This is a genomic window from Schaalia turicensis, from assembly GCF_019380255.1.
Classification (GTDB): domain Bacteria; phylum Actinomycetota; class Actinomycetes; order Actinomycetales; family Actinomycetaceae; genus Pauljensenia; species Pauljensenia turicensis_A.
Window position 1 is genome coordinate 1,144,742 of sequence record NZ_CP048928.1, and the last position, 23,156, is coordinate 1,167,897.

General features: G+C 57.3%; 23 protein-coding genes. 1 reads left to right on the plus strand and 22 read right to left on the minus strand.

Annotation, left to right across the window (positions count from 1 at the left end):
* Nucleotides 1-50 precede the first annotated feature (50 nt).
* The 22 genes from G5S47_RS04955 to G5S47_RS05060 all read right to left on the minus strand — a co-directional run bounded on the left by G5S47_RS04955 (nucleotide 51) and on the right by G5S47_RS05060 (nucleotide 20,609).
* Entirely contained in the window at nucleotides 51-1,106 is a 1,056-nt protein-coding gene (locus G5S47_RS04955) for a hypothetical protein (protein WP_257878406.1), read from the minus strand.
* A complete protein-coding gene (locus tag G5S47_RS04960; protein WP_219585208.1) occupies nucleotides 1,067-2,584 on the minus strand; it encodes a hypothetical protein in 1,518 nt (505 codons plus the stop codon). Before G5S47_RS04960 ends, G5S47_RS04955 begins: the two co-directional genes overlap by 40 nt.
* A 139-nt stretch (nucleotides 2,585-2,723) precedes the next feature.
* Nucleotides 2,724-3,020: an Rv1322 family protein gene (locus G5S47_RS08515; RefSeq protein WP_502929451.1), complete on the minus strand. Its 297-nt coding sequence runs from the start codon at nucleotides 3,018-3,020 to the stop codon at nucleotides 2,724-2,726.
* 62 nt (nucleotides 3,021-3,082) lie between these two features.
* Nucleotides 3,083-3,781: an endonuclease NucS gene (gene nucS, locus G5S47_RS04970; RefSeq protein WP_103631921.1), complete on the minus strand. Its 699-nt coding sequence runs from the start codon at nucleotides 3,779-3,781 to the stop codon at nucleotides 3,083-3,085.
* Between the two features lie 126 nt (nucleotides 3,782-3,907).
* On the minus strand, nucleotides 3,908-4,312 hold the full coding sequence (locus G5S47_RS04975; protein ID WP_103631922.1) for a DUF2550 family protein: 405 nt from the start codon (nucleotides 4,310-4,312) through the stop codon (nucleotides 3,908-3,910).
* Nucleotides 4,313-4,377: 65 nt separating this feature from the next.
* On the minus strand, nucleotides 4,378-4,641 hold the full coding sequence (locus tag G5S47_RS04980) for a F0F1 ATP synthase subunit delta/epsilon (RefSeq protein ID WP_103631923.1): 264 nt from the start codon (nucleotides 4,639-4,641) through the stop codon (nucleotides 4,378-4,380).
* Nucleotides 4,641-6,089, minus strand: coding sequence for a F0F1 ATP synthase subunit beta (gene atpD / locus G5S47_RS04985; protein ID WP_103631924.1), 1,449 nt, complete (start codon nucleotides 6,087-6,089; stop codon nucleotides 4,641-4,643). Before atpD ends, G5S47_RS04980 begins: the two co-directional genes overlap by 1 nt.
* A gap of 23 nt (nucleotides 6,090-6,112) precedes the next feature.
* The gene (locus G5S47_RS04990) at nucleotides 6,113-7,042 is read right to left on the minus strand and encodes a F0F1 ATP synthase subunit gamma (protein WP_103631925.1); all 930 of its coding nucleotides are present in this window, start codon (nucleotides 7,040-7,042) and stop codon (nucleotides 6,113-6,115) included.
* A gap of 3 nt (nucleotides 7,043-7,045) precedes the next feature.
* A complete protein-coding gene (gene atpA / locus G5S47_RS04995) occupies nucleotides 7,046-8,686 on the minus strand; it encodes a F0F1 ATP synthase subunit alpha (RefSeq protein WP_103631926.1) in 1,641 nt (546 codons plus the stop codon).
* 44 nt (nucleotides 8,687-8,730) lie between these two features.
* Nucleotides 8,731-9,552 (minus strand): ATP synthase F1 subunit delta, encoded by an 822-nt coding sequence (gene atpH / locus G5S47_RS05000; RefSeq protein WP_179369756.1) that lies wholly within the window; start codon nucleotides 9,550-9,552, stop codon nucleotides 8,731-8,733.
* Entirely contained in the window at nucleotides 9,549-10,112 is a 564-nt protein-coding gene (locus G5S47_RS05005) for a F0F1 ATP synthase subunit B (protein WP_103631928.1), read from the minus strand. The genes atpH and G5S47_RS05005 overlap by 4 nt, the downstream gene beginning before the upstream one ends.
* 8 nt (nucleotides 10,113-10,120) lie before the next feature.
* Nucleotides 10,121-10,330, minus strand: coding sequence for an ATP synthase F0 subunit C (atpE, locus tag G5S47_RS05010; protein WP_006681264.1), 210 nt, complete (start codon nucleotides 10,328-10,330; stop codon nucleotides 10,121-10,123).
* Between the two features lie 44 nt (nucleotides 10,331-10,374).
* Nucleotides 10,375-11,256: a F0F1 ATP synthase subunit A gene (atpB, locus tag G5S47_RS05015; RefSeq protein WP_219585870.1), complete on the minus strand. Its 882-nt coding sequence runs from the start codon at nucleotides 11,254-11,256 to the stop codon at nucleotides 10,375-10,377.
* A gap of 234 nt (nucleotides 11,257-11,490) precedes the next feature.
* Nucleotides 11,491-11,937, minus strand: coding sequence for a hypothetical protein (locus G5S47_RS05020; protein ID WP_219585209.1), 447 nt, complete (start codon nucleotides 11,935-11,937; stop codon nucleotides 11,491-11,493).
* Between the two features lie 36 nt (nucleotides 11,938-11,973).
* Entirely contained in the window at nucleotides 11,974-13,068 is a 1,095-nt protein-coding gene (locus tag G5S47_RS05025; protein ID WP_103631931.1) for a glycosyltransferase family 4 protein, read from the minus strand.
* Between the two features lie 41 nt (nucleotides 13,069-13,109).
* Nucleotides 13,110-13,769: an L-threonylcarbamoyladenylate synthase gene (locus G5S47_RS05030; RefSeq protein WP_219585210.1), complete on the minus strand. Its 660-nt coding sequence runs from the start codon at nucleotides 13,767-13,769 to the stop codon at nucleotides 13,110-13,112.
* Nucleotides 13,766-14,647 carry a peptide chain release factor N(5)-glutamine methyltransferase gene (gene prmC, locus G5S47_RS05035; RefSeq protein ID WP_219585211.1) on the minus strand — a complete coding sequence of 294 codons (882 nt, stop codon included), beginning with the start codon at nucleotides 14,645-14,647 and terminating at the stop codon, nucleotides 13,766-13,768. Before prmC ends, G5S47_RS05030 begins: the two co-directional genes overlap by 4 nt.
* 32 nt (nucleotides 14,648-14,679) lie before the next feature.
* Nucleotides 14,680-15,783 carry a peptide chain release factor 1 gene (prfA, locus tag G5S47_RS05040; protein WP_219585212.1) on the minus strand — a complete coding sequence of 368 codons (1,104 nt, stop codon included), beginning with the start codon at nucleotides 15,781-15,783 and terminating at the stop codon, nucleotides 14,680-14,682.
* Nucleotides 15,784-15,873: 90 nt separating this feature from the next.
* Nucleotides 15,874-16,095 (minus strand): 50S ribosomal protein L31, encoded by a 222-nt coding sequence (gene rpmE, locus G5S47_RS05045; protein WP_006681271.1) that lies wholly within the window; start codon nucleotides 16,093-16,095, stop codon nucleotides 15,874-15,876.
* Between the two features lie 240 nt (nucleotides 16,096-16,335).
* The gene (gene rho, locus G5S47_RS05050; protein WP_219585213.1) at nucleotides 16,336-18,099 is read right to left on the minus strand and encodes a transcription termination factor Rho; all 1,764 of its coding nucleotides are present in this window, start codon (nucleotides 18,097-18,099) and stop codon (nucleotides 16,336-16,338) included.
* Between the two features lie 256 nt (nucleotides 18,100-18,355).
* Nucleotides 18,356-19,300 carry a homoserine kinase gene (gene thrB, locus G5S47_RS05055; protein ID WP_179369763.1) on the minus strand — a complete coding sequence of 315 codons (945 nt, stop codon included), beginning with the start codon at nucleotides 19,298-19,300 and terminating at the stop codon, nucleotides 18,356-18,358.
* Between the two features lies 1 nt (nucleotide 19,301).
* The gene (locus G5S47_RS05060) at nucleotides 19,302-20,609 is read right to left on the minus strand and encodes a homoserine dehydrogenase (protein ID WP_219585214.1); all 1,308 of its coding nucleotides are present in this window, start codon (nucleotides 20,607-20,609) and stop codon (nucleotides 19,302-19,304) included.
* Between the two features lie 358 nt (nucleotides 20,610-20,967).
* On the opposite strand from G5S47_RS05060, the gene pflB reads away from it, so the two are divergent.
* The gene (gene pflB, locus G5S47_RS05065; protein WP_219585215.1) at nucleotides 20,968-23,085 is read left to right on the plus strand and encodes a formate C-acetyltransferase; all 2,118 of its coding nucleotides are present in this window, start codon (nucleotides 20,968-20,970) and stop codon (nucleotides 23,083-23,085) included.
* Nucleotides 23,086-23,156 lie beyond the last annotated feature (71 nt).

The window sequence follows — 23,156 nt, forward strand, 5'->3', positions numbered from 1 at the left end:
ACATACGTCGGCGGTAGTACCAATCAAGCGCCCCTCGAAGTGTGAGAACTCTAGTTACCGGGGTTCGTTGATTCGTCCATCGTCACGGATTCAAGAACACGTTCAGCGCCGATAATACGCGCGACACCGCCTTGTTCGCTCGACGGAATGTTCATCATCACGGTCGCCACGTAGGTTGCAACCGCAGTGCCCTTGACCGAATCATCATCTCCTGCGTTCATGGTTGCCGTCTGGCCCCCCAGTCGCATCGTCGAGCCGGCAACCGTACGAGAGTACGTCAACGTGTAGGAGAATGTCGTAGCGACAAGAGCCGAACCATCTTCCAGTACAACGCCCGTCACCGGGTTCTCCGTCAGTCTTGCCGACGCAGTCACATTACCGGCAGCTGCCAGCGAGGAATTCAACGACGATGCCGCATCAAGGTACTTGGACGTGAACTCGTCCGAAGCGAAGTTTGCATTCGAAGACAAAGATGCGTTCAGCATGTCCACATACGCTTGCGCAGCGTCACCGGGTGTCATGACAAACCCCTCGGTGTCATTCGTTACGTATGCCGACCCCTTCGTCACCGCAGGGGTGGTCAGCGAAGTTCCCCCGAGCATACGCGCCCACGCAACCAGCGAGTATTTGCTACGAGCATCGTTCTGCACGAGCATCTCGATGACGGGCAACTGCGACGTGTCGGCTTGGCGGATATTCACGATGGCACGAGGCCACTGCAACGAGTTTGTCACTGCTGTCGTCTGAGGAGTCAGGTCAAGCTGGGTAACAGCCTCACCGGACGCAACAGAGTAAGCGTATTGGGCTTTACGCATACGAGCTGCGCCACCGGAAATACGGCCGTCAAAGACGTCACCATTGAGCGCTTCATCAGCACTGTTCAACGTTTCTTGAACCTCTGCCAGCGCTGACGAAATCCGCTCTTGATCAAGGTTCGGCGAAACGGAGGCCGACTGGTTGGTGTCAGAAACAGTCAGTTCTCCCCCGCCACATCCAGCCAGGCCAAGCGTCGCTACAAGAGCAGTCGAAAAGACGAGAGTGCGTCGTTTCATTGCAATCTCCTTCGTCAATTCTTCTTCAACCAGCGAGACATGAGCTTCGTCCACGAGTCACTTCCGCTACGGGAAGCAGACGAGGATTCTTCAGACTCTGATCCCGCAGACTCATCAGAATCCGTCTGGTGCACAATCGGAATCAGGCCGGTGTGGAACTCGCGTCCATCAATCACGATCTTCTCTTCGCCCTTCTCACGGGCTTCGCGCAGTGCGCGACGGCTTGGAAGTGTGACGCCGGGGCGGATGCTCGACAGATCGATGATGCCGGTATCGGTTGAGACCTTCTCGGGCGGATCCTGGTCTTCGGTGCCCGCCCATTCACCGTGGCGACCAGCCACCGGCTTCACAGTCTCTTCTGCTTCGGGGACTTCTTCTGAGGTGTTGTCTTCGCCCCCAGCTGAATCTTCAGATTCAGCTTGAGCAACCTGCTCACTGTCGCCGGAAACAGGGTCACCATCGATGGTCACATCATCGAAAGTGGTTGCGTCACTGGTTTCTTCAGTGGTTTCGCCGCCGTTTAGTCGGTCATCCGTCGCCCATTCGTCGATTGCCTGAGCTACTGCCTCTTCAGAATCGCTGACCTTGTCTGTAGCTTCAGTATCTGCGACTTGGAGGGCGTCATCAGAAGTGTCCTGTTGCGCAGACTCTTCGTTTTCCTCGGTGGAAGCGTCCTGAATAGAAGCTTCTTCGGCCTTCTTTGCATCGGCTAGGGCGCTCACCGCATTAACGTCAATTGCTTGAGTCTCGGTCGAGTCAGCGCTACGACGCTCTTCCAGCGCCTTCGCGCGCTCAGCACGATGACGAAGAAGCTGGTAACGGCTCAGGAATGCCACACCTGCGATCAACGCAAACAAGATCGCAAGAATAAAGGAAACAATCGCAAGAGTATTCACACTACGGGTTGCCCACGTCAGTGTCAGGGTCGTATCAGAAGCACCCGACGTAGAGACTGCCAGCACCGAAAGACCAGCGGAAACATCATCTAAAGACACGGATACCGTGCCCTCACCCGTCACGGAGTGCAACCACATATCAGACTTGGATGCGTCGGCAACCAACTGAGCAGGCTCAGTCCCCACCTGAGATTGAGTAGCACCAGACTGTGCACCTGACTGAGCACCGGAGTGCGCCGTATCCGAGCCAGACTGAGCACCAGACTGTGCACTCGACTGACCGGTATCACCAGCAACGCCTTCGTGCTGATTCACCTTCAGGACACTACGATCCGAGGTCAGACCAACAACTTCGGTGTAGGGATCGTTCCCGATCCAACCGAGGACGTCACCGGGAGTGCCGACACCCAGTGTCAGCTCAGCGCCCGATTTTGACGTCGCCGTCACGACAACGTTCTTGTCAAGCAACGGCAGAACGCGGTCACGCGTCATGATGATCGCCGTTGGCGACTCAATAGACGACGACAGTTCCTTTGGTGGCTGAAAAATGGTCAGAGCAAGGACACCAATGATCACAAAAACCAGTGCGATCGCGCCAGCGGTGGTAGCAGCGGCGTACTCCTTGATTCGGTTCACGCGTTGCCTCCTCGGTTATGAAGTAAAGACTCTAACCGTTCAACGATACGAGGAAACGCACGAACAGGCACATGAAATTCACTATCTCGTGACAAATAACATGAGATTAAAGGGCACTTCCCTACTCCTATGCCACTTCCTAGTTCGGACGCAGTCCCCTGTTCCAACAATCCGTGTGCCAATGACGCCTACCATCGAGTCCCTGTGGCAGACCATAGGGAGCTTCTTCTGGCCATGCAACAACGTGTGCTGCCCCAACACGCACCGGGCGCAAACACCCCGGGCATGTATATTCCTTCGAAGATGACGAGACGCGACGAACCTGATAATCACTACCATCAGGCCCAGTTTCCGTATGAGGCATCGACGAAAGCCGTGTCATATCAAGCTCACGGTGAGGCTCACTCCATCGCCGTTTCATTGAACGCCGTGCCATGGCCCTACTTCTCCATTCGCTTCGTCATCATGGCGATAGATGTCAGCGCGCGTTCGACGACATCAGAACAGACGTGACTCAGGATCATCGAAGCCACGCATAGCGTCATAATCGAGCACAACACAGCGGATGCCACGATCCTCGGCCAGAGTACGAGCCTGCTTCGAAATCTCCTGGGCGGCAAAAATGCCCGACACATTCTTCAGCAACGGATCGCGCGACAAAAGCGAAAGGTAGCGAGTCAACTGCTCAACACCATCGATACCGCCACGACGTTTCACTTCAATAGCAACGTGCTCACCCTGCGGATTCTTCACCATCAAATCAACGGGGCCGATCGGAGTTTCAAACTCACGGCGAACGAAAGTCCAGCCTTCACCCAAGACTTCAGGAACCTGCTCTGCCAGCAACTCCTGAAGATGTGTCTCAACACCGTCCTTCACAAGACCGGGGTCTTCGCCCAAATCAACATTCACATCCGAGACGATGTCGTGAATCGAGATGACAAGACGGTCATCTTTCTTATCTGCTTGGACAGTCCACACTTCAGTAACGCCGTCGACTTCCTCATCACTTTCAGGCACTTCCACAGTGACCGTGCACGGGGCATTCATCCAATTCAGAGGCTTATATGATCCACCATCCGAGTGGATCAAAATTGAACCATCCGCTTTGAGCATGATGACGCGCGTGGCGGGGTCAAGGTGGGCTGACAGACGACCGGAATAATCAACGGTGCACGTTGCAATGAGGACTCGCACGCCCCAGAGCCTAACAGGTGAAGGCACTCGATCTTTACTATCAACGCCTCAGACGTGGCAAGATGCTCAAATTTCAAAGCTGAGAAGCAGGAAGCAGACAACCGAGTAGCAGTGTATGAAAGGAACTCAGACCTGAGGCGGACCGGATTCAACCCACGAGACAAGCGCATTGTATGTTTCCTTTGACAATGCGATCTCATAGCGCTTCTCGTTGGAGAGCAGGCGAATCTCAACAAGTTCGCCATCTTTAGAATGCGGGTTCGCCGCAGAGATCTGAAGTCCTCGACGCTTCACGGAATACACGGGCTTATTCGTCAAGCCAACCAAGCGATACCACGACAGCGATTCAACGTCGTAGAGTCCCAGTCCCGCGGTCCATCCCGAGTGCTGATCGGGACGTGAGAATGACCGGAATGCGCCAAGCTTGTTTTCCAAGTGACGCGCACGCACGTTAATGATCAGCAAGACAGGCAGACCAATAACCACAACACATACCACGAGCCACAGCACAATGGCGAAAAGCGAAGTCATAAAGCACCTCCGATCAAAAGTATGAAAGTGCCCCCGCTCGGATTCGCCCGAACGGGGGCTCCTTATCAGGAAATCGTACCGTGATCAGCGACCACGGTCACAAAATCAGAGTCAATGGACGCAAATCCGCTGTCAACGGTGAACGTCTGGACACCTTCCTTGGTCGTCACCAGCACAGTGCCTGCATTCAGCATGGCAAGCATGGGCTGACGACCCGGAAGAATACCCAGCTGTCCATCAACCACGGGGATCTGGACGGACGTACCAACGCCGTGCCAGAGACGTCCCTCGTGGGAGACAATTTCGACTTGGAGTACCTTGTCGGCCATCAGGCGTCCTCGCCGAGCTCGCGCCAGCGGCGCTCGAGGTCCTCGATGCCGCCGATGTTGAAGAACGCCTGCTCCGGAACCTTGTCGTAGTAGCCCTCGGCGATGCGCTTGAAGGCCTCGATGGTCTCCGACAGCGGGACCGTCGAACCGGGGACGCCCGTGAACTTCTCCGCCATATAGGTGTTCTGGGAGAGGAACTGCTCGATGCGCCGGGCGCGCGAGACCGTGACCTTGTCCTCCTCGGAGAGCTCGTCGACGCCGAGGATCGCGATGATGTCCTGGAGCTCCTTGTTCTTCTGGAGGATCGCCTTGACGTGCGTCGCCGTGTCGTAGTGCTCACGACCCACGAGGGCCGGATCGAGGATTCGCGAGGTCGAGGCGAGCGGATCCACGGCCGGGTAGATGCCCTTCGAGGCGATCTCTCGGGAGAGCTCCGTCGTCGCGTCGAGGTGCGCGAAGGTCGTGGCCGGGGCCGGGTCGGTGTAGTCGTCGGCAGGCACGTAAATGGCCTGCAACGACGTAATCGAGTGACCGCCCGCCGAGGTGATGCGCTCCTGCAACTGGCCCATCTCATCCGCGAGGTTCGGCTGGTAGCCGACCGCCGAGGGCATGCGCCCGAGGAGGGTGGAGACCTCGGAGCCCGCCTGGGTGAAGCGGAAGATGTTGTCGATGAACAGAAGCACGTCCTGGTGCTGCACGTCGCGGAAGTACTCAGCCATCGTCAGACCGGTGAGTGCGATACGCAGACGCGTCCCCGGCGGCTCGTCCATCTGGCCGAACACGAGGGCGGTCTTGTCGAAGACGCCGGCCTCGCCCATCTCGCGGATGAGGTCGTTGCCCTCTCGGGTGCGCTCGCCGACGCCCGCGAAGACGGACACGCCGCCGTGGTCCTGCGCGACTCGCTGGATCATCTCCTGGATGAGGACGGTCTTGCCGACGCCCGCGCCGCCGAACAGGCCGATCTTGCCACCCTGGACGTAGGGGGTCAGAAGGTCGATAACCTTGATGCCCGTTTCGAACATCTTGGTTCGGGCTTCAAGCTGATCGAATGCCGGAGGCTGGCGGTGAATTGGCCAACGCTCAGTGATTTCGAGTTGCTCGCCTTCCTTCAGATTCAGCGGTTCGCCGGTCACGTTGAACACGTGGCCCTTGGTGATATCGCCGACGGGAACCGAGATCGGTGCACCCGTGTCAGTGACAACAGCACCACGAACTAGGCCATCGGTCGGCTTCAGCGCGATGGTACGAACAAGGTTGTCACCGAGGTGCTGCGCGACCTCGAGGGTCATGGTGAAGGATCCTTCACCCTCGCCCTGTCCGGCAAGGTCAACATCAACCTTCAGTGCGTTGTACAGCGGAGGAATGCTGTCTGGCGGGAACTCGACGTCAACGACGGGGCCGACGACGCGAGCGACGCGACCTTCCGCTTTGTGTTCTTCCTGGCTCATAGTTCTTCTCCGTGTTCTGGGGCTCAGCCCGCGACCAATGCGTCGGCCCCGCCCACGATCTCACTGATCTCCTGGGTGATGTCCGCCTGACGGGCCGAGTTGGCCAGGCGCGTGTACTTGGTGATGAGCTCTTCAGCGTTATCGGTTGCGGTGTGCATTGCGCGCTGACGCGACGCAAGCTCAGAGGCAGCCGACTGCAGGAGCACATTATGAATACGACCTTCCACATACAGCGGAAGGATCGCATCGAGTACGGCTTCCGGAGATGGGATAAATTCGTATTCGGGGAACGTCGATGATGGATCGTCGTAGTAACCGCGTTCTTCCCCGCGTTCTTGGTCCGATTCGGGAGCATCAACAACAGAAAGCGGAAGCATCTGTCGGACCTCGGGAACCTGACTCATCACGGACACGAAACGCGTGTATACCAGGTGAACTTCTGAAACACCCGTCATCAGAGTACCGTCCAAGAAACGGGAGAGAAGTTCGGTTGCGATCTCACGAGTTGTTTCAAGAGTCGGCGAATCAGATTCGCCTTCCCATGAACGTTCGATGGCGACTCCACGGAATCGGAAATACGAGCGTGCACGACGACCGAAGGTATAGATGATGGGTTCTTTGCCCTCGTCCTTCAGGCGAGTAATCAGACGTTCCGATTCACGAAGAATCGTCGCCGCATAGGCACCCGCCATGCCACGGTCGGAAGCAATGACAAGAACAGCCACGCGAGGAGTATTGTGACGTTCACGCGTCAGTGCGTGATCCAAATCCGTGTGGATCGCGACTGCTGCAACTGCCTGCGTCAATGCCTTTTCGTACGGGCCAAGGCCCGAAGCCGCGCGACGCGCAGCACCAATCCTTGACGCTGCGATCATTTCCATCGCGCGGAAGACCTTCGCCAGCGTTTGCGTTGAGGCAATCCGCTGCTTGTAGATCCTCTGCTGACCACCCATGGATCAGGCCTTCTCGTTCGAGGGACGCTGACGGGTGATTTCTTCGCGAGTCTGAGCTGCTTCCACCTCGGAGTCATCCAGATTGGCAACGCCTCGACCGGCGCTGACCCACTGATCATGGAATGCCTTCACCTGGGATTCCAGTTCAGCTTCTGTTTCGCTTTCCAACAGACCGGTTGATTCGATCGTGCCCAGAACTGAAGAGTTCACGCGCAGGTGATCCAGCAGGGAGCGCTCGAAGGAAAGAACCGCGTCGACCTCAAGATCATCCAAGTAGCCATGCGTACCAGTCCAGATCGAAGCGACCTGCTCTGCAGTCGAATACGGCGATGCTTGCGGTTGCTTCAGAAGCTCCATCAGACGCTCACCGCGAGTCAGCTGCTGGCGGGTTGCCGGATCAAGGTCGGAAGCGAACATGGCGAATGCAGCCATCGAACGATACTGAGCGAGTGTCAGCTTCAGCGTGCCAGCAACCTTCTTCATTGCCTTCACCTGCGCGTCGCCACCAACTCGAGAAACCGAGATACCGACGTCAACGGCCGGGCGCTGATTCGAGTTGAACAGATCGGACTGCAGGAAGATCTGACCATCGGTAATCGAAATGACGTTGGTCGGAATGTAGGCAGACACGTCGTTTGCCTTGGTTTCAATGATCGGAAGCCCCGTCATTGAACCCGCACCGAGCTCATCGGAGAGCTTCGCACAACGTTCAAGGAGACGAGAGTGCAAGTAGAAAACGTCACCGGGGTATGCCTCACGCCCTGGCGGACGACGCAGAAGAAGGGAAACCGCTCGGTAGGCTTCAGCCTGCTTGGAGAGGTCATCGAAGATGATCAGAACGTGCTTGCCCTGATACATCCAGTGCTGGCCAAGTGCAGAACCCGTGTAGGGGGCCATGTACTTGTAGCCTGCGGGGTCGGAAGCCGGGGAGGCAACGATGGTCGTGTATTCGAGTGCACCGGCATCTTCCAGAGTTGAACGCACAGAAGCGATCGTCGAGCCCTTCTGACCGATAGCAACGTAGATGCATCGCACCTGCTTGTTCGGATCGCCGGATTTCCAGTTTTCGCGCTGGTTCAGGATCGTGTCCAGAGCAATCGCGGTCTTACCGGTCTTGCGGTCACCGATGATCAGCTGTCGCTGTCCGCGACCAATCGGGATCATTGAGTCGATTGCCTTCAGGCCGGTCTGCAACGGTTCGTGAACCGACTTACGCATCATGACACCGGGGGCCTGCAGTTCGAGTGCGCGTCGGCCATCAACATCGGTGATCTCGCCCAAGCCATCGATCGGGCGACCCAGCGGGTCAACCGTACGCCCAAGGTAGCCATCACCAACCGGGACAGAAAGAACTTCACCCGTTCGGTGAACAACTTGGCCTTCTTCGATGCCACCGAAGTCACCGAGGATAACGGCACCGATTTCGCGTTGTTCAAGGTTCATTGCCAGGCCAAGTGTGCCATCGGAGAAGCGGAGAAGCTCATTGGCCATTGTGCCCGGCAAGCCTTCGATGTGAGCGATACCGTCGGCGGTCTCGGTGACGTGGCCAACCTCTTCGGTGGCTACTTCACTGGGACGGTAGGACTGCATGAAGGAGTCCAATGCGCCACGGATCTCCTCGGGACTGATAGACAGGTCAGTCATGAGTAATTCCTTCTGTAAACGTTTCTAATCGGTAGTGGTGGCTGTTAGGAAGCCAGAGCCTGTTTCATATCTGAGATACGAGTCGAGAGGCTGGCATCGATCGATGTTGTCTGTGCACGTATTTTGAAGCCACCGACAAGACCGGGAACGACCGAGATAGCAAGTGAAATCTCTGAGTTGAAGCGCTTTTCCAAGAGCGAACGCAAGCGAGAAACCTGCTCTGGCGACATTTCGACCGCGCTTTGAACTGTGACAAGCCGCCTGTTTTGGATGACAGCTGACCATTCGGCGAAGCGCCGAAGGTTCACCAGAAGGCGCCCACGACGAGAACGACCGACGGCACGACGTAGCAAACGCATCGTCCACACTGAAAGCTTCGATTCAAAAATCGCGGTGGCTAGATCACCACGTTCATGGGATGTGCCTAGCGAAGCATCGGAAAGCTTCAAGCGGAGTTCACGGTTGCCTTCAAGGAAATGGCGTACTTCAAAGAGCTCGGATTCGACTCTATCGAGGCTCGAAGCACGATTCGCATCTGAAAGAACTGCGAGGATACCAAGGACCTCCGTGGCATCGGCAAAACTATCGAGATTCGACCAGTGTTCACGCACCATCATTTGAAGAACGCTGAGTGAAGCGTCCGTTGTAAGGTGCGAGCTCAGCAAAGTGCGAACCAGCTGGGCTTTGTCGTCACCACTACGTGATGGATCAGTGAATGCACGAATAACCCGCGGTTCTTTCTTCACGAGGTCAGTGATGGAGAAGAAGTCCTCTCCCACTGCACGCGCGTCGACACCGCTCTGGGCTAGTGCGTCTTCGAGTTGCGTTGCATATGCAACGCGAGAGAGTCGACCGAGTTCACTCATCGATTCGTACGCTCGCTTTCACGGAGAGTATCCGCCTCAAGATCGTCAAGGAAACGATCGACGACACGGCTGGTCAGTGCGGTGTCGCTCAGATGTTCACCAACGATCTTTTCTGCCAACTCGGTTGCCAGAAGACCAACGTCAGAGCGCAGGGAGATCTCAGCTGCCTGCTTTTCAGCAAGAATCTGACGTTGCGCGTTCTCGAGGATACGGGTTGCTTCGTTCTGTGCTTCCACCCGCGCGTCAGCAATGATGCCCTGTGCTTCTTGGGAAGCCTTTTCACGAATCTCGTGAGCCTCGATATTCGCCTGCTTCAGCACGTCTTCACGATCGCGTGTTACACGCGCCTGGTCTTCCTTTGCCTTTTCGGCAAAAGCAAGGCCCTCTTCGATCTTCGCTTGGCGTTCGTCCATTGCAGCGTAAAGACGCGGAAGAGCAAACTTACCAACGAGGAGGAGGACGATGAGCAGAACAAACGCCGACCAGAAGATCTCGTAGAGCGGAGGAAGAATGACGGCGAGGCCACCTACTTCCTCACTCGCGGCGATTACCTGGTGCATAGCGATGGTCACTTAACGATGAGCGGAAGAACGAAGCCGATGAGACCGAGTGCCTCGACCATGCCGGCGCCGATAATCATATTGGTGAACAGACGGCCACCAACCTCAGGCTGACGAGCGGTGGATTCCTGGGTCTTTCCGACCAGGAGACCAATGCCGATGCCAGGGCCAAGGGTTGCAAGACCGTAGCCGATGTAGGCAAATGCTGCGGTTGTCATAGTGTTCTTCCTTTTGTATTGGACGCCAAGAGGCGCGGTTGGGCTCAGTGAGCTTCGATGGACAGTTTGATGTAAACGGCGGAAAGGATCGTGAAGATGTACGCCTGAAGGAACGCAACGAAAACCTCGAAGGCCGTCATGACAAACATTGCTGCGCCGGTCAGCACGCCAAGGGAGCTCATTGCGTTGAGCTCGTGCAGAAGGATTGCGGTACCGAAGTAGGTCATACCCAAGAGCAGGTGACCAGCAATCATGTTCGCCAAAAGTCGCAACATCAGTGTGGACGGGCGAACGATGAACGTCGAGAGGAACTCAATCGGCGTGATCAGCAGGTACATTGCCTTCGGCAATCCCGGCGGGAAAAGTTGGGACTTAAAGTAGTGGCCAATGCCTTGGGCCTTGATACCGCTTCCGACGAAGGTCACGTAAGAGATGATGGCGAACACCATCGGAACAGCAACGACCGAGGATGCTGCAATGTTGATGCCGGGAATAACGCCGGCAAGGTTCATGGCCAAGACGCCAAAAAATGCAAACCCGATGAATCCTGCGAAGCGACGACCGTTCTTGTTCCCAAGCATTTCAAGCGCAACATTCGCGCGAATAAAATCGGCGAGGAATTCAACGGCCATCTGACCGCGACCTGGAACGAGCTTCGGCTTACGGGCAACACCGACCAGTGCAAGGCAGAGAACAAGCGCCATGATCACGCGGGCAAGAGTCAAGCGTGAGAACTCAAAAAGAGTTCCTTCCCCGAAAATTGCGCTCGGGAAAAAATCCTCAAGTCCGGGTTGATGGGGGTGCTGTGTAAAAGCGGGAATTGCCGTAACAACGATAACGATGACGAGAATGACAAGAAGCGTCCAATACCAGACCGGTTTTGCGGTGCTTGCTCGACGGCTCGTCGAGGGCGATGACGTGGACAGGGTGTCCTCCCGGGTAGGTTACTCGACTTTGACAGGCATTTTCACCGTTGATGAAGCGGTCTGACCATCGTATCAGCAGCGTGAGCTTTGATTCATCTTTAAACATGAACTCACCAGATTGGTATGGCTCACGTTTTCCAAATGGGAACGAACGAGCGTTCAGAGGAGCAGTTCACACACGCAGTCGAAAGCCAGTCACGAGGTTCTTTCTGAGCCTCGTGAACCTTCGCACAACTAGTCGACGTTGAACTGGCGCATTCGCACCAGCGCCACCAACTCGAACAATTGGGAGCCGACGATCGCGATCAAAGCGCAGGTAGCGGGAAAACGCGCCGGCTGGGCAAAAGCGGTCGGTAGATAGACGAACAGAGCGATTGCGCCGATGCGACCGATGTACGAAAAGGCAATCCACGCCAGAGGATTGCGGGCGGGCTGGGCGAGCTCCAGAAGCGACCTCACATGAATGCCAATAACTGACGCGATCACGCCGATAGCAAGGAGGATTGAGAGGATTTGCGCTCCCCCCGCGTACCCCAGCGCCCCTACAAGGAGGATCGCCACCACTGCGGTCACGATTTCAAGACGCGCAAGCTTTGCCACGGTCGAAGCAAAGAAAGCGGGACGAGAATCGTCTACTCCTTCGTTTTCCTTCGGTTCGTGATTGTGGGAGGAAGTCGTCATTACAGGGTAGTTCTCTCAAAAGTGGGCGACGGGTATTCAGCGTGCGCTGTAGCGGGCACTAGGGAATTCGCGCAGTGTCAGCCCGACAGCAACAGCCAAGAATGGGCTGGTAATCAGCAGAATGATCTTCCAGTCGACCACAAGCAGACAGACTGCGGGAATACACACTAGGGCTGTCCACATCCACATGATCGCGACGACCGTACGGTGCGAGTGTCCTCGCATGATCAGACGATCATGGAAGTGGGATCGGTCGGCGTGGAATGGGCTCTTGCCTCGAAGCATTCGCCTGATCGACGTGACAATCAAGTCAAGAATCGGGATGAAAATGACCGACAAGGGCAGAACAATCGGGAGCACCCCGACGAAAACCTGTTGCGTTCCCAGCAGTGATGGGTTAATTTGCCCAGTCATGATGATGCCGGCTGCAGCCAAAACAAGACCGAGTGTCTCCGCTCCCCCGCCCATCATGATTGACGATGGGTGGAAGTTGAACCAGAGGAAGCCGACACATACGCCTACCAGCGTGATCGTAATCAACGAGGCCGTCGTCGCATACGATGTTGCGCCGACGATGCGGGTCACCGAATAGGAATAGACGAAGAATGCCGCCGCCCCGATAGCGATAATCCCCGCTGCTAGCCCATCAAGACCATCAATGAAATTGACGGCGTTAATGATGCCGACGACAAGGAACACTGTCACGATCAAAGACAGGCGCGATGACCCGATGGTGATGCCGAAGATCGGGAAAGATACCAGCTGAACACCGTTAAACGCCATGATTCCGGTGATCAGAATCTGCCCGGACAGTTTCGCCATCCAGTCCAGTTCGATGACATCGTCGATAACTCCAAGGATGCACATTCCGAGAGTGGCAAAAAGGACTGCCCAGGGAATACTGGTTGCATACAGGGGACTCATGTAGGGAATCCTCGACGCCAATAAAAGCGTCACGACAAGACCGACCGTCATCGCGATTCCACCAAGGCGAGGAATCGGGTCCTTCTGGATATCACGGGAACGCAGCTTGGGAACAATCCCCCACGCAATGCACGCACACCTGACAATGGGAGTCATCAAAACGGTGACTCCCATGGCGACGAGCATGAGCAGAAGATAGACCTTCATCGGTCGGGGGTTCCAGGCCTTTCAGTGTGAACCGGTTGCGATCACTTTGACGTGTTCGCGGGTTCGATGGTGGTTCCAGCGGTAAGCGATAACTGTTCTAAGGATAGTGTGCCCAGACGGATTGCCCGTACCCCACCCTTCGTGAAGTCGAGGATTGTTGAGGGTGTCGAGCCGGGAGTCGGGCCACCGTCAACGTAGAGCGGAACCTGCGTCCCAAAGTAGTCCACTGCTTCGCCAACGCTTGTTGCCGGTGGATTTCCGGTGGTGTTTGCGCTGGTCAAAGCCAGTGGGCCGACCGTATCCAACAGTGTGCGGATGCGGGGCTCGTTCGGCATACGCACGCCGATTGTTCCCCCGGTTTCACCCAGATCCCAGCCAAGATCGGGGCGCGCCCGCAGGATCAGAGTCAATCCGCCCGGCCAGTATTCATCTGTCAACCGGTATGCAGCCTCGGGGATATCGACGCAAAGAGTTTCGATTGATTCGCGCCCCGGAACGACAACGGGCGGCGGCATTTGGCGACCTCGTCCCTTGGCTGCAAGAACGCGAGCCACTGCGTCAGGATTACTCGCATCGCACCCGATTCCGTACACGGTGTCTGTCGGGATGACGATCAGCTGACCGCTTTTGACAGCGGTTGTCGCTTCCTTCAGGTCTGAGCTATCCCACGTGGGGGTGCAAGAAATGATTCGCGTAGTCACATCGGCATTGTGCCACGTCTGGTAACAAGATAGCGATCACGACCCGTCAGATCGGGCATGGTCTGAGGGTGCGTGAAGCCTGCCCGTTGTGCAGCGGTACGCATCAGTTCTGATTGACTCGGCGAGTGTTCAACAATCACCCAACCGCCGGGCTTCAGCAAGGTGGCGCTGCGCGCGAGGATCGCAGATGGAATCTGCATGCCACTCTCTCCCAGCCCGTAGAGTGCCATATCCGGGTCTCGCTGGGCTTCTGCCTGCGTCGGAGCCTCGTTAAAAGGAACGTAAGGCGGGTTCGAGACAACAATGTCGACACTGCCGTCAAGGTCAGCCAAAGTGGCCGGGTCAGTTGCGTCACCGTTCACGAGGCCAATGCGCCCGCCACCGTATTTTTCACAATTTTCCCTGGCGCATTGGAATGCCACCGGCGACAGTTCGACGGCGAAAACATCGCTTTTGGGGATTTCGTGTGCGAGCGAGCAGGCGATTGCACCAGATCCGGTACACAGATCGACGAGGCGCACGCTGTCACGAGTTTTCAGGATCTCGCGCGCCTGATCGATCGCCTGGCCCGCAACGACTTCGGTTTCTGGACGGCACACGAAGACACCTGGCATTGCACGCAACGTCAGACCACGGAAGAACATGCGCTCAGTGATGTGTTGCAGTGGAACACGTTTCATTCGTCGTTCAACCCCATCAATAAAGCGATGAACGATCGCTGGGGCGATGGGCTCACGGATTAACCACAGTGATTCCACATCCGCCGCCCATTCCAGAAGTTCGCGCGCCTCGGAAGCTGGAGCGGCCTCGTCGATCTGTGAAAGCTGGGCGCGTGCGAAGGCAAGAGCGTCGCGGACGGTGGAAATCTCGGCAGTCATTGGACGATCGGTGAAATGGTCGCGAGAGACTCTCAGGCGCTGGCAGAGGCGAGTCGCTCGGCTTCATCGGCTTCGATCAGCGAAGCGATGACGGGCTCAAGTTCGCCGGCAAGCACGCGATCAAGATTGTGCGCTTTGTAGCCGGTGCGGTGTTCAGCGATGCGGTTTTCTGGGAAGTTGTAGGTGCGTACGCGCTCGGAACGATCAACGGTGCGAACCTGGCTGAGGCGCTGGGCCGATGCTTCAGCTTCGCGCTTCGCACGAGCTTCGGCTGCCAAACGGGACGCCAAGACGCGCAGGGCTGCTTCCTTGTTCTGTAGCTGCGATTTTTCGTTCTGCATCGAGACCACGATGCCCGACGGAATGTGGGTGATGCGGACAGCGGAATCCGTGGTGTTCACCGACTGGCCACCGGGACCCGAGGAACGGTAGACGTCAATGCGCAGGTCGTTCGGGTCGATGACAATCTCAGTGTCATCTTCAATTTCGGGCATGACGAAGACGCCGACTGCGGAGGTGTGAATACGACCCTGCGACTCGGTGACGGGCACGCGTTGCACGCGGTGAACTCCGCCCTCGAACTTTAAGTGAGCCCACACGCCTTCTTCTGGGGTCACGGTTCCCTTGGCGCGAATTGCCAGCGTGATGTCTTTGTAGCCACCGAGTTCAGTGTCCGTTGAAGAGAGTTCTTGGACGCTCCAGCCCTTCGATTCGGCGTAGCGCGCGTACATGCGAGCGAGGTCGGATGCGAAAAGAGCGGATTCTTCACCGCCCTCCCCTGCTTTAATTTCGAGGATGACGTCGAGGGCATCCTCACTGTCGCGCGGTGCGAGGATTTTCAGTAGCGCGTCGTAGGCGTCTTGCGCCTCATTTTCGAGGCCTGGAATCTCGTCAGCGAACGATGGATCTTCCGTGGCCAGTTCACGGGCAGCCTCAAGGTCATCTCGGGTGCTCGAGAGTCGATCAGCAGCAGCCTTGATGCGAGACAGCTCAGCGAAACGCCTTCCCACGCGACGCATCTTCGCAGGGTTGGACAGAGTATCCGGCGCCGACATCTCCTGTTCGACGCTTTCGTACTCGCTCAAGAGTGCTTCAAGGGCACTCAGACCTTCACTGGTCTCGTTATCGACTGTCATGGACTTCCTTTAAAGCTGAGTGGCCAGATACGCCTCGGCGCCGGGCGCTTAACGCTCCCGGCGCCGATCAAAACGCAACGTACGCTTGCCTCATTTGGAGGGGCGAACACGCTTTCCGTAACGTGCCTCGAACTTAGCGACGCGACCGCCGGTGTCGAGGATCTTCTGCTTGCCGGTGTAGAACGGGTGGCAAGCGGAGCAGACGTCCACGCGCATCTCACCGGTGGTGAGGGTGGAACGGGTGTGGAAGCTGTTACCGCACGTGCAAGTCACGAGGGTATCCACGTATTCGGGGTGGATGTCCTTCTTCATGGAGTATCTCCTGGGTTCGTTGGTGCCCCGGGTCCGGATCCGCAGATCTTCCCACATCTGGTGGCAAGTATCCTTCCGCCTTGGAGTATCCAATTGGAGTATCCAAACGGTGGCGAACCGGTGAACCGATGGCCGACGGCGTCAATTGTGCCACTTTCGGCGCTCTTACGTCTATGTGGCAGGGCCCTCATATGCGTGAAACGCGCGACCTTTTGACGCGCGTTTCACGTCAGGGGGTTCTCAGTCAGCACTGGGAGTGGTCTTTTGGACCATCATCAGGAACTCAGCGTTCGACTGGGTTTCCTTGAGCTTTTCAAGGATCAGTTCCAGACCGGACTGCTGATCCAGCGTGCCAATCACGCGACGAAGCTTCCACATGATGCGAAGTTCTTCAGGCTGGAACAGCATTTCTTCACGGCGGGTACCGGACGCATTGACGTCGATCGCTGGGAAGATACGACGGTCTGCCAGCTGACGCGACAGACGCAGTTCCATATTGCCGGTGCCCTTAAACTCTTCGAAAATGACCTCGTCCATCTTCGAACCGGTCTCAACCAGAGCCGACGCGATGATGGTAAGCGAGCCGCCTTCCTTGAGATTACGGGCGCCACCGAAGAACTTCTTCGGCGGGTACAGGGCGGATGCGTCAACGCCACCCGACAGGATACGGCCGGAAGCCGGTGCGGCTAGGTTGTAGGCGCGCGACAGTCGCGTGATCGAGTCAAGAAGAACGACAACATCCTGGCCGAGTTCAACCAGACGCTTTGCGCGCTCTATGGCAAGTTCGGCGACGATCGTGTGATCCGATGCGGGGCGGTCGAAGGTCGAGGCAATGACCTCCCCCTTGACGATCGAACGCATATCCGTCACTTCTTCCGGACGTTCGTCAACCAGGACGACCATCAGGTGAACCTCGGGATTGTTGATCTCGATAGCCTTCGCGATCTGCTGGATGACCATCGTCTTACCGGCCTTCGGTGGCGAAACGATCAGGCCACGCTGGCCTTTACCGATCGGAGCGACCAAGTCGATAACGCGTGGCGTGTATGCCTTTGCGGACGTTTCGAGGCGTAGTTGCTCATTCGGGTAAACCGGGGTGAGCTTGGAGAACTCGCGACGAGCCTGCGCTTCCTCGATCGACATGCCGTTCACGGAGTCAACGCGAACCAGAGCGTTGTACTTCTGACGCTGCCGTTCACCTTCACGGGGCTGCCGAACGGCACCTGCAACGGCATCGCCCGCACGCAGACCCCAACGGCGAACGTTGCCAAGGGTGACATACACATCGTTCGGACCGGGAAGATAACCAGAAGTGCGAACAAATGCGTGATTGTCCTGAATATCCAAGATGCCAGCGATCGGAGCAAACTGTTCGTCTTCGCGCACCTGTTCTTCGCGGTCGCCACGATCATTGCGGTCACGGTTACGACGATTATAGCGATCGTTGCGGTTGTTGCGATCACGGCGACGGTTGTTGCGATCACGGCGGTTACGACCGCGCTCTTCGCCTTCTTCCCCTTCGGGAAGCTCAATGGCGTCCAGGGACGGAGCCTTGACGGAAGCGTTTTCTTCCGCTTCGGGCTTCTCACCGCCCTTCTTGGGAGCCGGCAGTTCAATAGTCGCCGGTTCGGTTGGTCCGGCGGTCGCGACGCGACGACGACGTGACTTGCGCTGGGGCTGTTCAGCGTCGTCATTCTTCGTTCCCTGATCCTGGGTTCCCTGGTCCTGGGCAGGTGCCTGGGTAGCAGGCGCAACCTGCTCATGTGAAACTTCAGCGGTAGCCGCACGACGCGTACCACGGGCACGGCGCGTGGGGGCCTCGTCAGATGAAGCGGAAGCCTTCTTAGCTGGCGCAGACGAGGAAGAAAGAGCTTCGATCAGGTCGGCCTTACGCATCTTTGACGTACCCTTGAGACCTTGGCTGGAAGCTAGCGCCTGGAGTTCAGCCAGCTTCATGCCCCGCAATGCAGACTGTGTCTTGGGGGCGGCTTGTTCGTTTGTCACGAATGAATCCTCACTGGATATGGAATGCTCTTTTCGAGCAAATGGGGATCTCCCTTTAAAACGGGAGGAATACGTTGCGATAACGCTGATCGCGTGACGTAAGGGATGAGCCACCAAAACGTGGCGGGCCGTAAGACCCGCTTCAAGTGTACCAACCGTTTGTCTCTATAGGCACCACAACGTTAAAGTCGCGCGTTTGTGCGCATAAAGTCACACGAGACTGAAAGAAAACAAAGAAAACAGAACTGAAGGATAATCAGTAGAGCTTCGCCAGTCGCCCGCGAGTAATCGCCGCACCTTTGCTTGGCACGTCAAGAGCCATGACCTTCCAGCCCGCTGATCTGGCGTCCGCGCAGATTTCGTCCGGCACCGTCTCCACGGCCAGAACCGTCGGTCCAGCACCAGAAACTGTGGCCGCGATGCCGGCATTGCGCAACCAATCCACCAGCGCAAGCGAAGGCTCCATGGCTTCGCGTCGGTATTCCTGGTGCAAAACATCCGCCGTGGCATCCATCAGCAGATCATGGAACGAGGCCTGCCCCACCGAACGAGCCTGTCCTGAAAGGAGCGCAGAAAGAAGAGCGGCTCGGGCAACATTGAAGCGCGCATCTGTATGGGCGACCACTTGCGGAAGAGCGGAACGGGCCTTTTCGGTTGCCAATTTAAAGTCAGGTATAAAGACGACGGGGGCAATGGTGTGAGGAACCGAGAGTGAAACTGCACCCGGCCGGCCGTTATCGACCCACGCGATGGTTGCTCCACCAGCGATTGCTGGCGCAACGTTGTCGGGGTGTCCTTCCAATTCGGTACCGATCATGAGGACTTCTTCGTCCGTCAGGACATCCTCGCGCCCGATAAGCGCGCGAGCAAGAAGAATTCCCGCAACGATCGCACTGGCCGATGAACCCATTCCGCGCGAATGAGGGATGCGGTTTGTGCAACGCATTTTCACGCCAACCTGCGGTGCGCCCGCACGATCGAGCGCTAAGCGCATCGCTTGGACGACAAGATTGTCTTCACCGGTTGCAACATTCCCTGCGCCCTCACCTTCAACGGTGACGCTTGTGTGGACTCCGGAGGTTGCGTGAACTGCAACTTCGTCCCAAAGGTTCAGCGCCAGCCCCAGCGAATCGAATCCTGGGCCAAGGTTCGCGCTGGTTGCGGGGACGCAGACGGCAACGAATTCTTCGGTGATTCTCATGTCACTCCCCTTCGACGCGAATCGCGCTGGTGACTTCACGAACCGCGGGCGAGTGCGACAGGGCGTGTGCGACTGCCGCCAGATCCGCTTCGCGGGCAAGGTGGGTTGTCGCCACGATCACGCAGGCACCCGGCTCCTTGTCGTCGCGCTGATGCACAGACTGGATGGAGACGCCGTGGCGAGCGAATATTCCGGCAACATCGGAAAGTACACCAAGGCGATCCTCTACCTGCATACGAATCTGGTAGCGAGTGAAGGCCATGCCCGGGTCAAGAATCGGCAGGTGAGCGTAGACGGACTCACGGGGTGCGTGTCCGCCGAATGCGCGGTGGTGGGCAGCAGCGACGAGGTCCGAAAGAACAGCGGACGCGGTGGGAGCACCACCTGCACCCTGACCGTAGAACATCAGACGGCCTGCTGCTTCACCTTCGATGAGGATGGCGTTGAATGCTCCATCGACACTGGCCAGAGGCGAATCGAGCGGGACGAGCGCGGGGTGGACGCGCATGGCAACGCCGTCTTTACCGTCTTCTCCAACACAACGCTCAGCGATGGCAAGAAGCTTGATCGTACGACCGAAGAAGGCAGCTTCTTCCATATCTTCTGCCGTGATCTTGGTGATGCCCTCAACGGCAACGTCATCGATTCCGACGCGCGTATGGAAAGCCAACGAGGCCAGAATTGAACACTTTGCCGCCGCATCGAAACCGTCAACATCTGAGCTGGGATCGGCTTCGGCAAAACCGAGCTCCTGGGCTTGATTCAACGCTTCCTCATAGGACAGGCCGCGCGACGCCATCGCATCGAGGATGAAATTGGTCGTGCCATTGACGATGCCCATCACCTTGGTGATGCGGTCACCCGCAAGCGATTCGCGCAGGCCGTAAACGACGGGAACTGCGCCCGCAACCGAGGCCTCGTAGTAGAGGTCTGCGCCGGTTTCAGCCGCAGCGGCATACAGCTCTGGACCGTGAGTAGCAAGAAGGGCCTTGTTGCCGGTCACCACGGAAATGCCCTGTTTGAGTGCTCGGATGACATAGGTTCGGGCTGGCTCAATACCGCCGATCAATTCAACGACAATGTCGTGGCCATCGATGGCTTCTTCGGGATGGGTCGTCAGAAGTGCAGGATCCACATCGTAGTCACGAGGCGCATCAAGCCTGCGGACCGCTACCTTGTTCACGCGTATACGCGCACCTGAACGAGCTTCAAAATCGTCGGCCTGCTCTGTGAGCATTCGGATAACCTGTGATCCGACGGTACCTGCACCGAGAACACCGACTTTCAGTTCGGGGCTACGCTCTTCCACCGAGAAACTCCTTGACCACTCACGCACGTGTTTGCGCTGTTGGTAATGAGCATAGGCATAGATAGGACTCAATACATACGCGCGTCCATTTCTTTGAGAGAGAACAATAGTCGAGCGCAACCTCGTGCTTAAAGAACATCACACCCACACTTAGGACTAACGTCCCCCTCGAAAATGTTTATTGTTAACAATTGTGCACGTTGTGATAACCCGCACCTGTGACAAATGACCTCTGTATGGAAACCCTAACTATGTAGGTACACAATTGTTACAAGGTACCTACCGGTACACATTCGAGAATCATCTAATGCAGTGCGGTACAACGATCGGCCGCAAGCATTTATTGAGAAGAGGAACGATGACAGAGCAGACCGCTCCCAGCATCCCCACACAAGAGGCTTGGACCGATTTCAAAACTGGAAATTGGGACAAAGAAATCGACGTCCGCGACTTCATCCAGCGTAACTACACGCCGTACGAGGGCGATGCCTCCTTCCTCGCAGGTCCCACCGAAAAGACCCTCCGCGTCTGGGACACCCTCGAAAAGGAGTACCTTTCCGAGGAACGCAAGGTCCGCATCCTCGACGTCGACACCCACACCCCCGCCGACATCGACGCCTTCAAGCCCGGTTTCATCTCCTCCGACGACGACGTTATCGTCGGCCTGCAGACGGACGCCCCCCTCAAGCGCGCGATGATGCCCAACGGTGGCTGGCGCATGGTCGAGACCGCCATCAAGGAGGCCGGTAAGGAGGTCGACCCCGAGGTCAAGAAGATCTTCACCCAGTACCGCAAGACCCACAATGACGCGGTCTTCGACATCTACACGCCGCGGATCCGAGCCGCCCGCTCCTCGCACATCATCACTGGCCTGCCGGACGCCTACGGTCGCGGTCGCATCATCGGCGACTACCGCCGCGTCGCCCTCTACGGCGTCGATCAGCTCATCGAGTGGAAGCAACAGGACAAGGACCGCTACGCAGACCAGCCTTTCTCCGAGCACTGGGCACGCTACCGCGAGGAGCACTCCGAGCAGATCAAGGCGCTCAAGAAGCTGAAGAAGATGGCGGCCGACTACGGCTTCGACATCTCCGGGCCCGCGAAAACCGCGAAGGAAGCGGTCCAGTGGACCTACTTCGGCTACCTCGCCTCTGTGAAGTCGCAGGACGGCGCCGCGATGTCGATCGGTCGCCTCTCCGCCTTCTTCGACGTCTACTTCGAGCGCGACCTCGCCGCCGGTCTCATCACCGAATCCGACGCACAGGAGATCATCGACGCCCTCGTCATCAAGCTCCGCATCACGCGCTTCCTTCGCACGATTGATTACGACCAGATCTTCTCGGGAGACCCCTACTGGGCAACCTGGTCAGACGCAGGCTTCGGCGACGACGGTCGCACGCTGGTCACCAAGACCTCATTCCGCCTGTTGCAGACCCTGCGTAACCTAGGCCCCGCCCCCGAACCGAATATCACGATCTTCTGGGACGAAAACCTGCCCAAGGGCTACAAGGAATTCTGCGCAGCGATCTCGATCGAAACCTCGTCCATCCAATATGAGTCCGACCCGCAGATCCGCCAACACTGGGGCGACGACGCCGCCATCGCATGTTGCGTCTCCCCGATGAAGGTCGGCAAGCAGATGCAGTTCTTCGGCGCACGCGTCAACGCTGCAAAGGCCCTGCTCTACGCCATCAACGGTGGTCGCGACGAAATGAGTGGCAAGCAGGTCGTTGAAGGCTACGAGCCCATCACCGGCGACGAACCACTGAAGTTCGACGAGGTCTGGGCCAAGTACGAAGAGATGCTCGACTGGGTTGTCGGCACCTACGTTGAAGCCCTCAACATTATCCACTACTGCCACGACCGCTACGCATACGAAGCAGTCGAGATGGCACTGCACGATTCCGAAATCATCCGCACCATGGGGTGCGGTATCGCAGGCCTGTCGATCGTTGCTGACTCGCTGGCAGCCATCAAGTACGCAAAGGTCACGCCGATCCGCGACGAAACCGGACTGGTTGTCGACTACACAACCGAAGGCGAATTCCCGACCTACGGCAACGATGACGACCGCGCCGATGAGATCGCCGCAACCGTCGTCCACACCGTCATGGACAAGATCCGTCAGATCCCGATGTACCGCGACGCAATCCCGACGCAGTCCGTCCTGACGATCACCTCGAACGTCGTCTACGGCAAGGCAACCGGCGCATTTCCATCCGGTCACCGCGCAGGCACCCCGTTCGCACCGGGCGCAAACCCGGAGAACGGCATCGACACCCACGGCATGGTTGCTTCCATGCTGTCGGTCGGTAAGCTCGACTACAACGATGCGCTCGACGGTATCTCGCTGACGAACACCATCACCCCGTCCGGCCTTGGCCGTACAAAGGCCGAGCAGATCGACAACCTTGTCGGAATCCTCGATGCAGGCTTCGTCCCGGACGATACCTGTGAAATGATTTCCAGTAACTAATCATTCTTACCGGGAGCGGGGCACTACCAAGCCCCGCTCCCGAGACCAGACAACACCCATAAGGAGAAAAT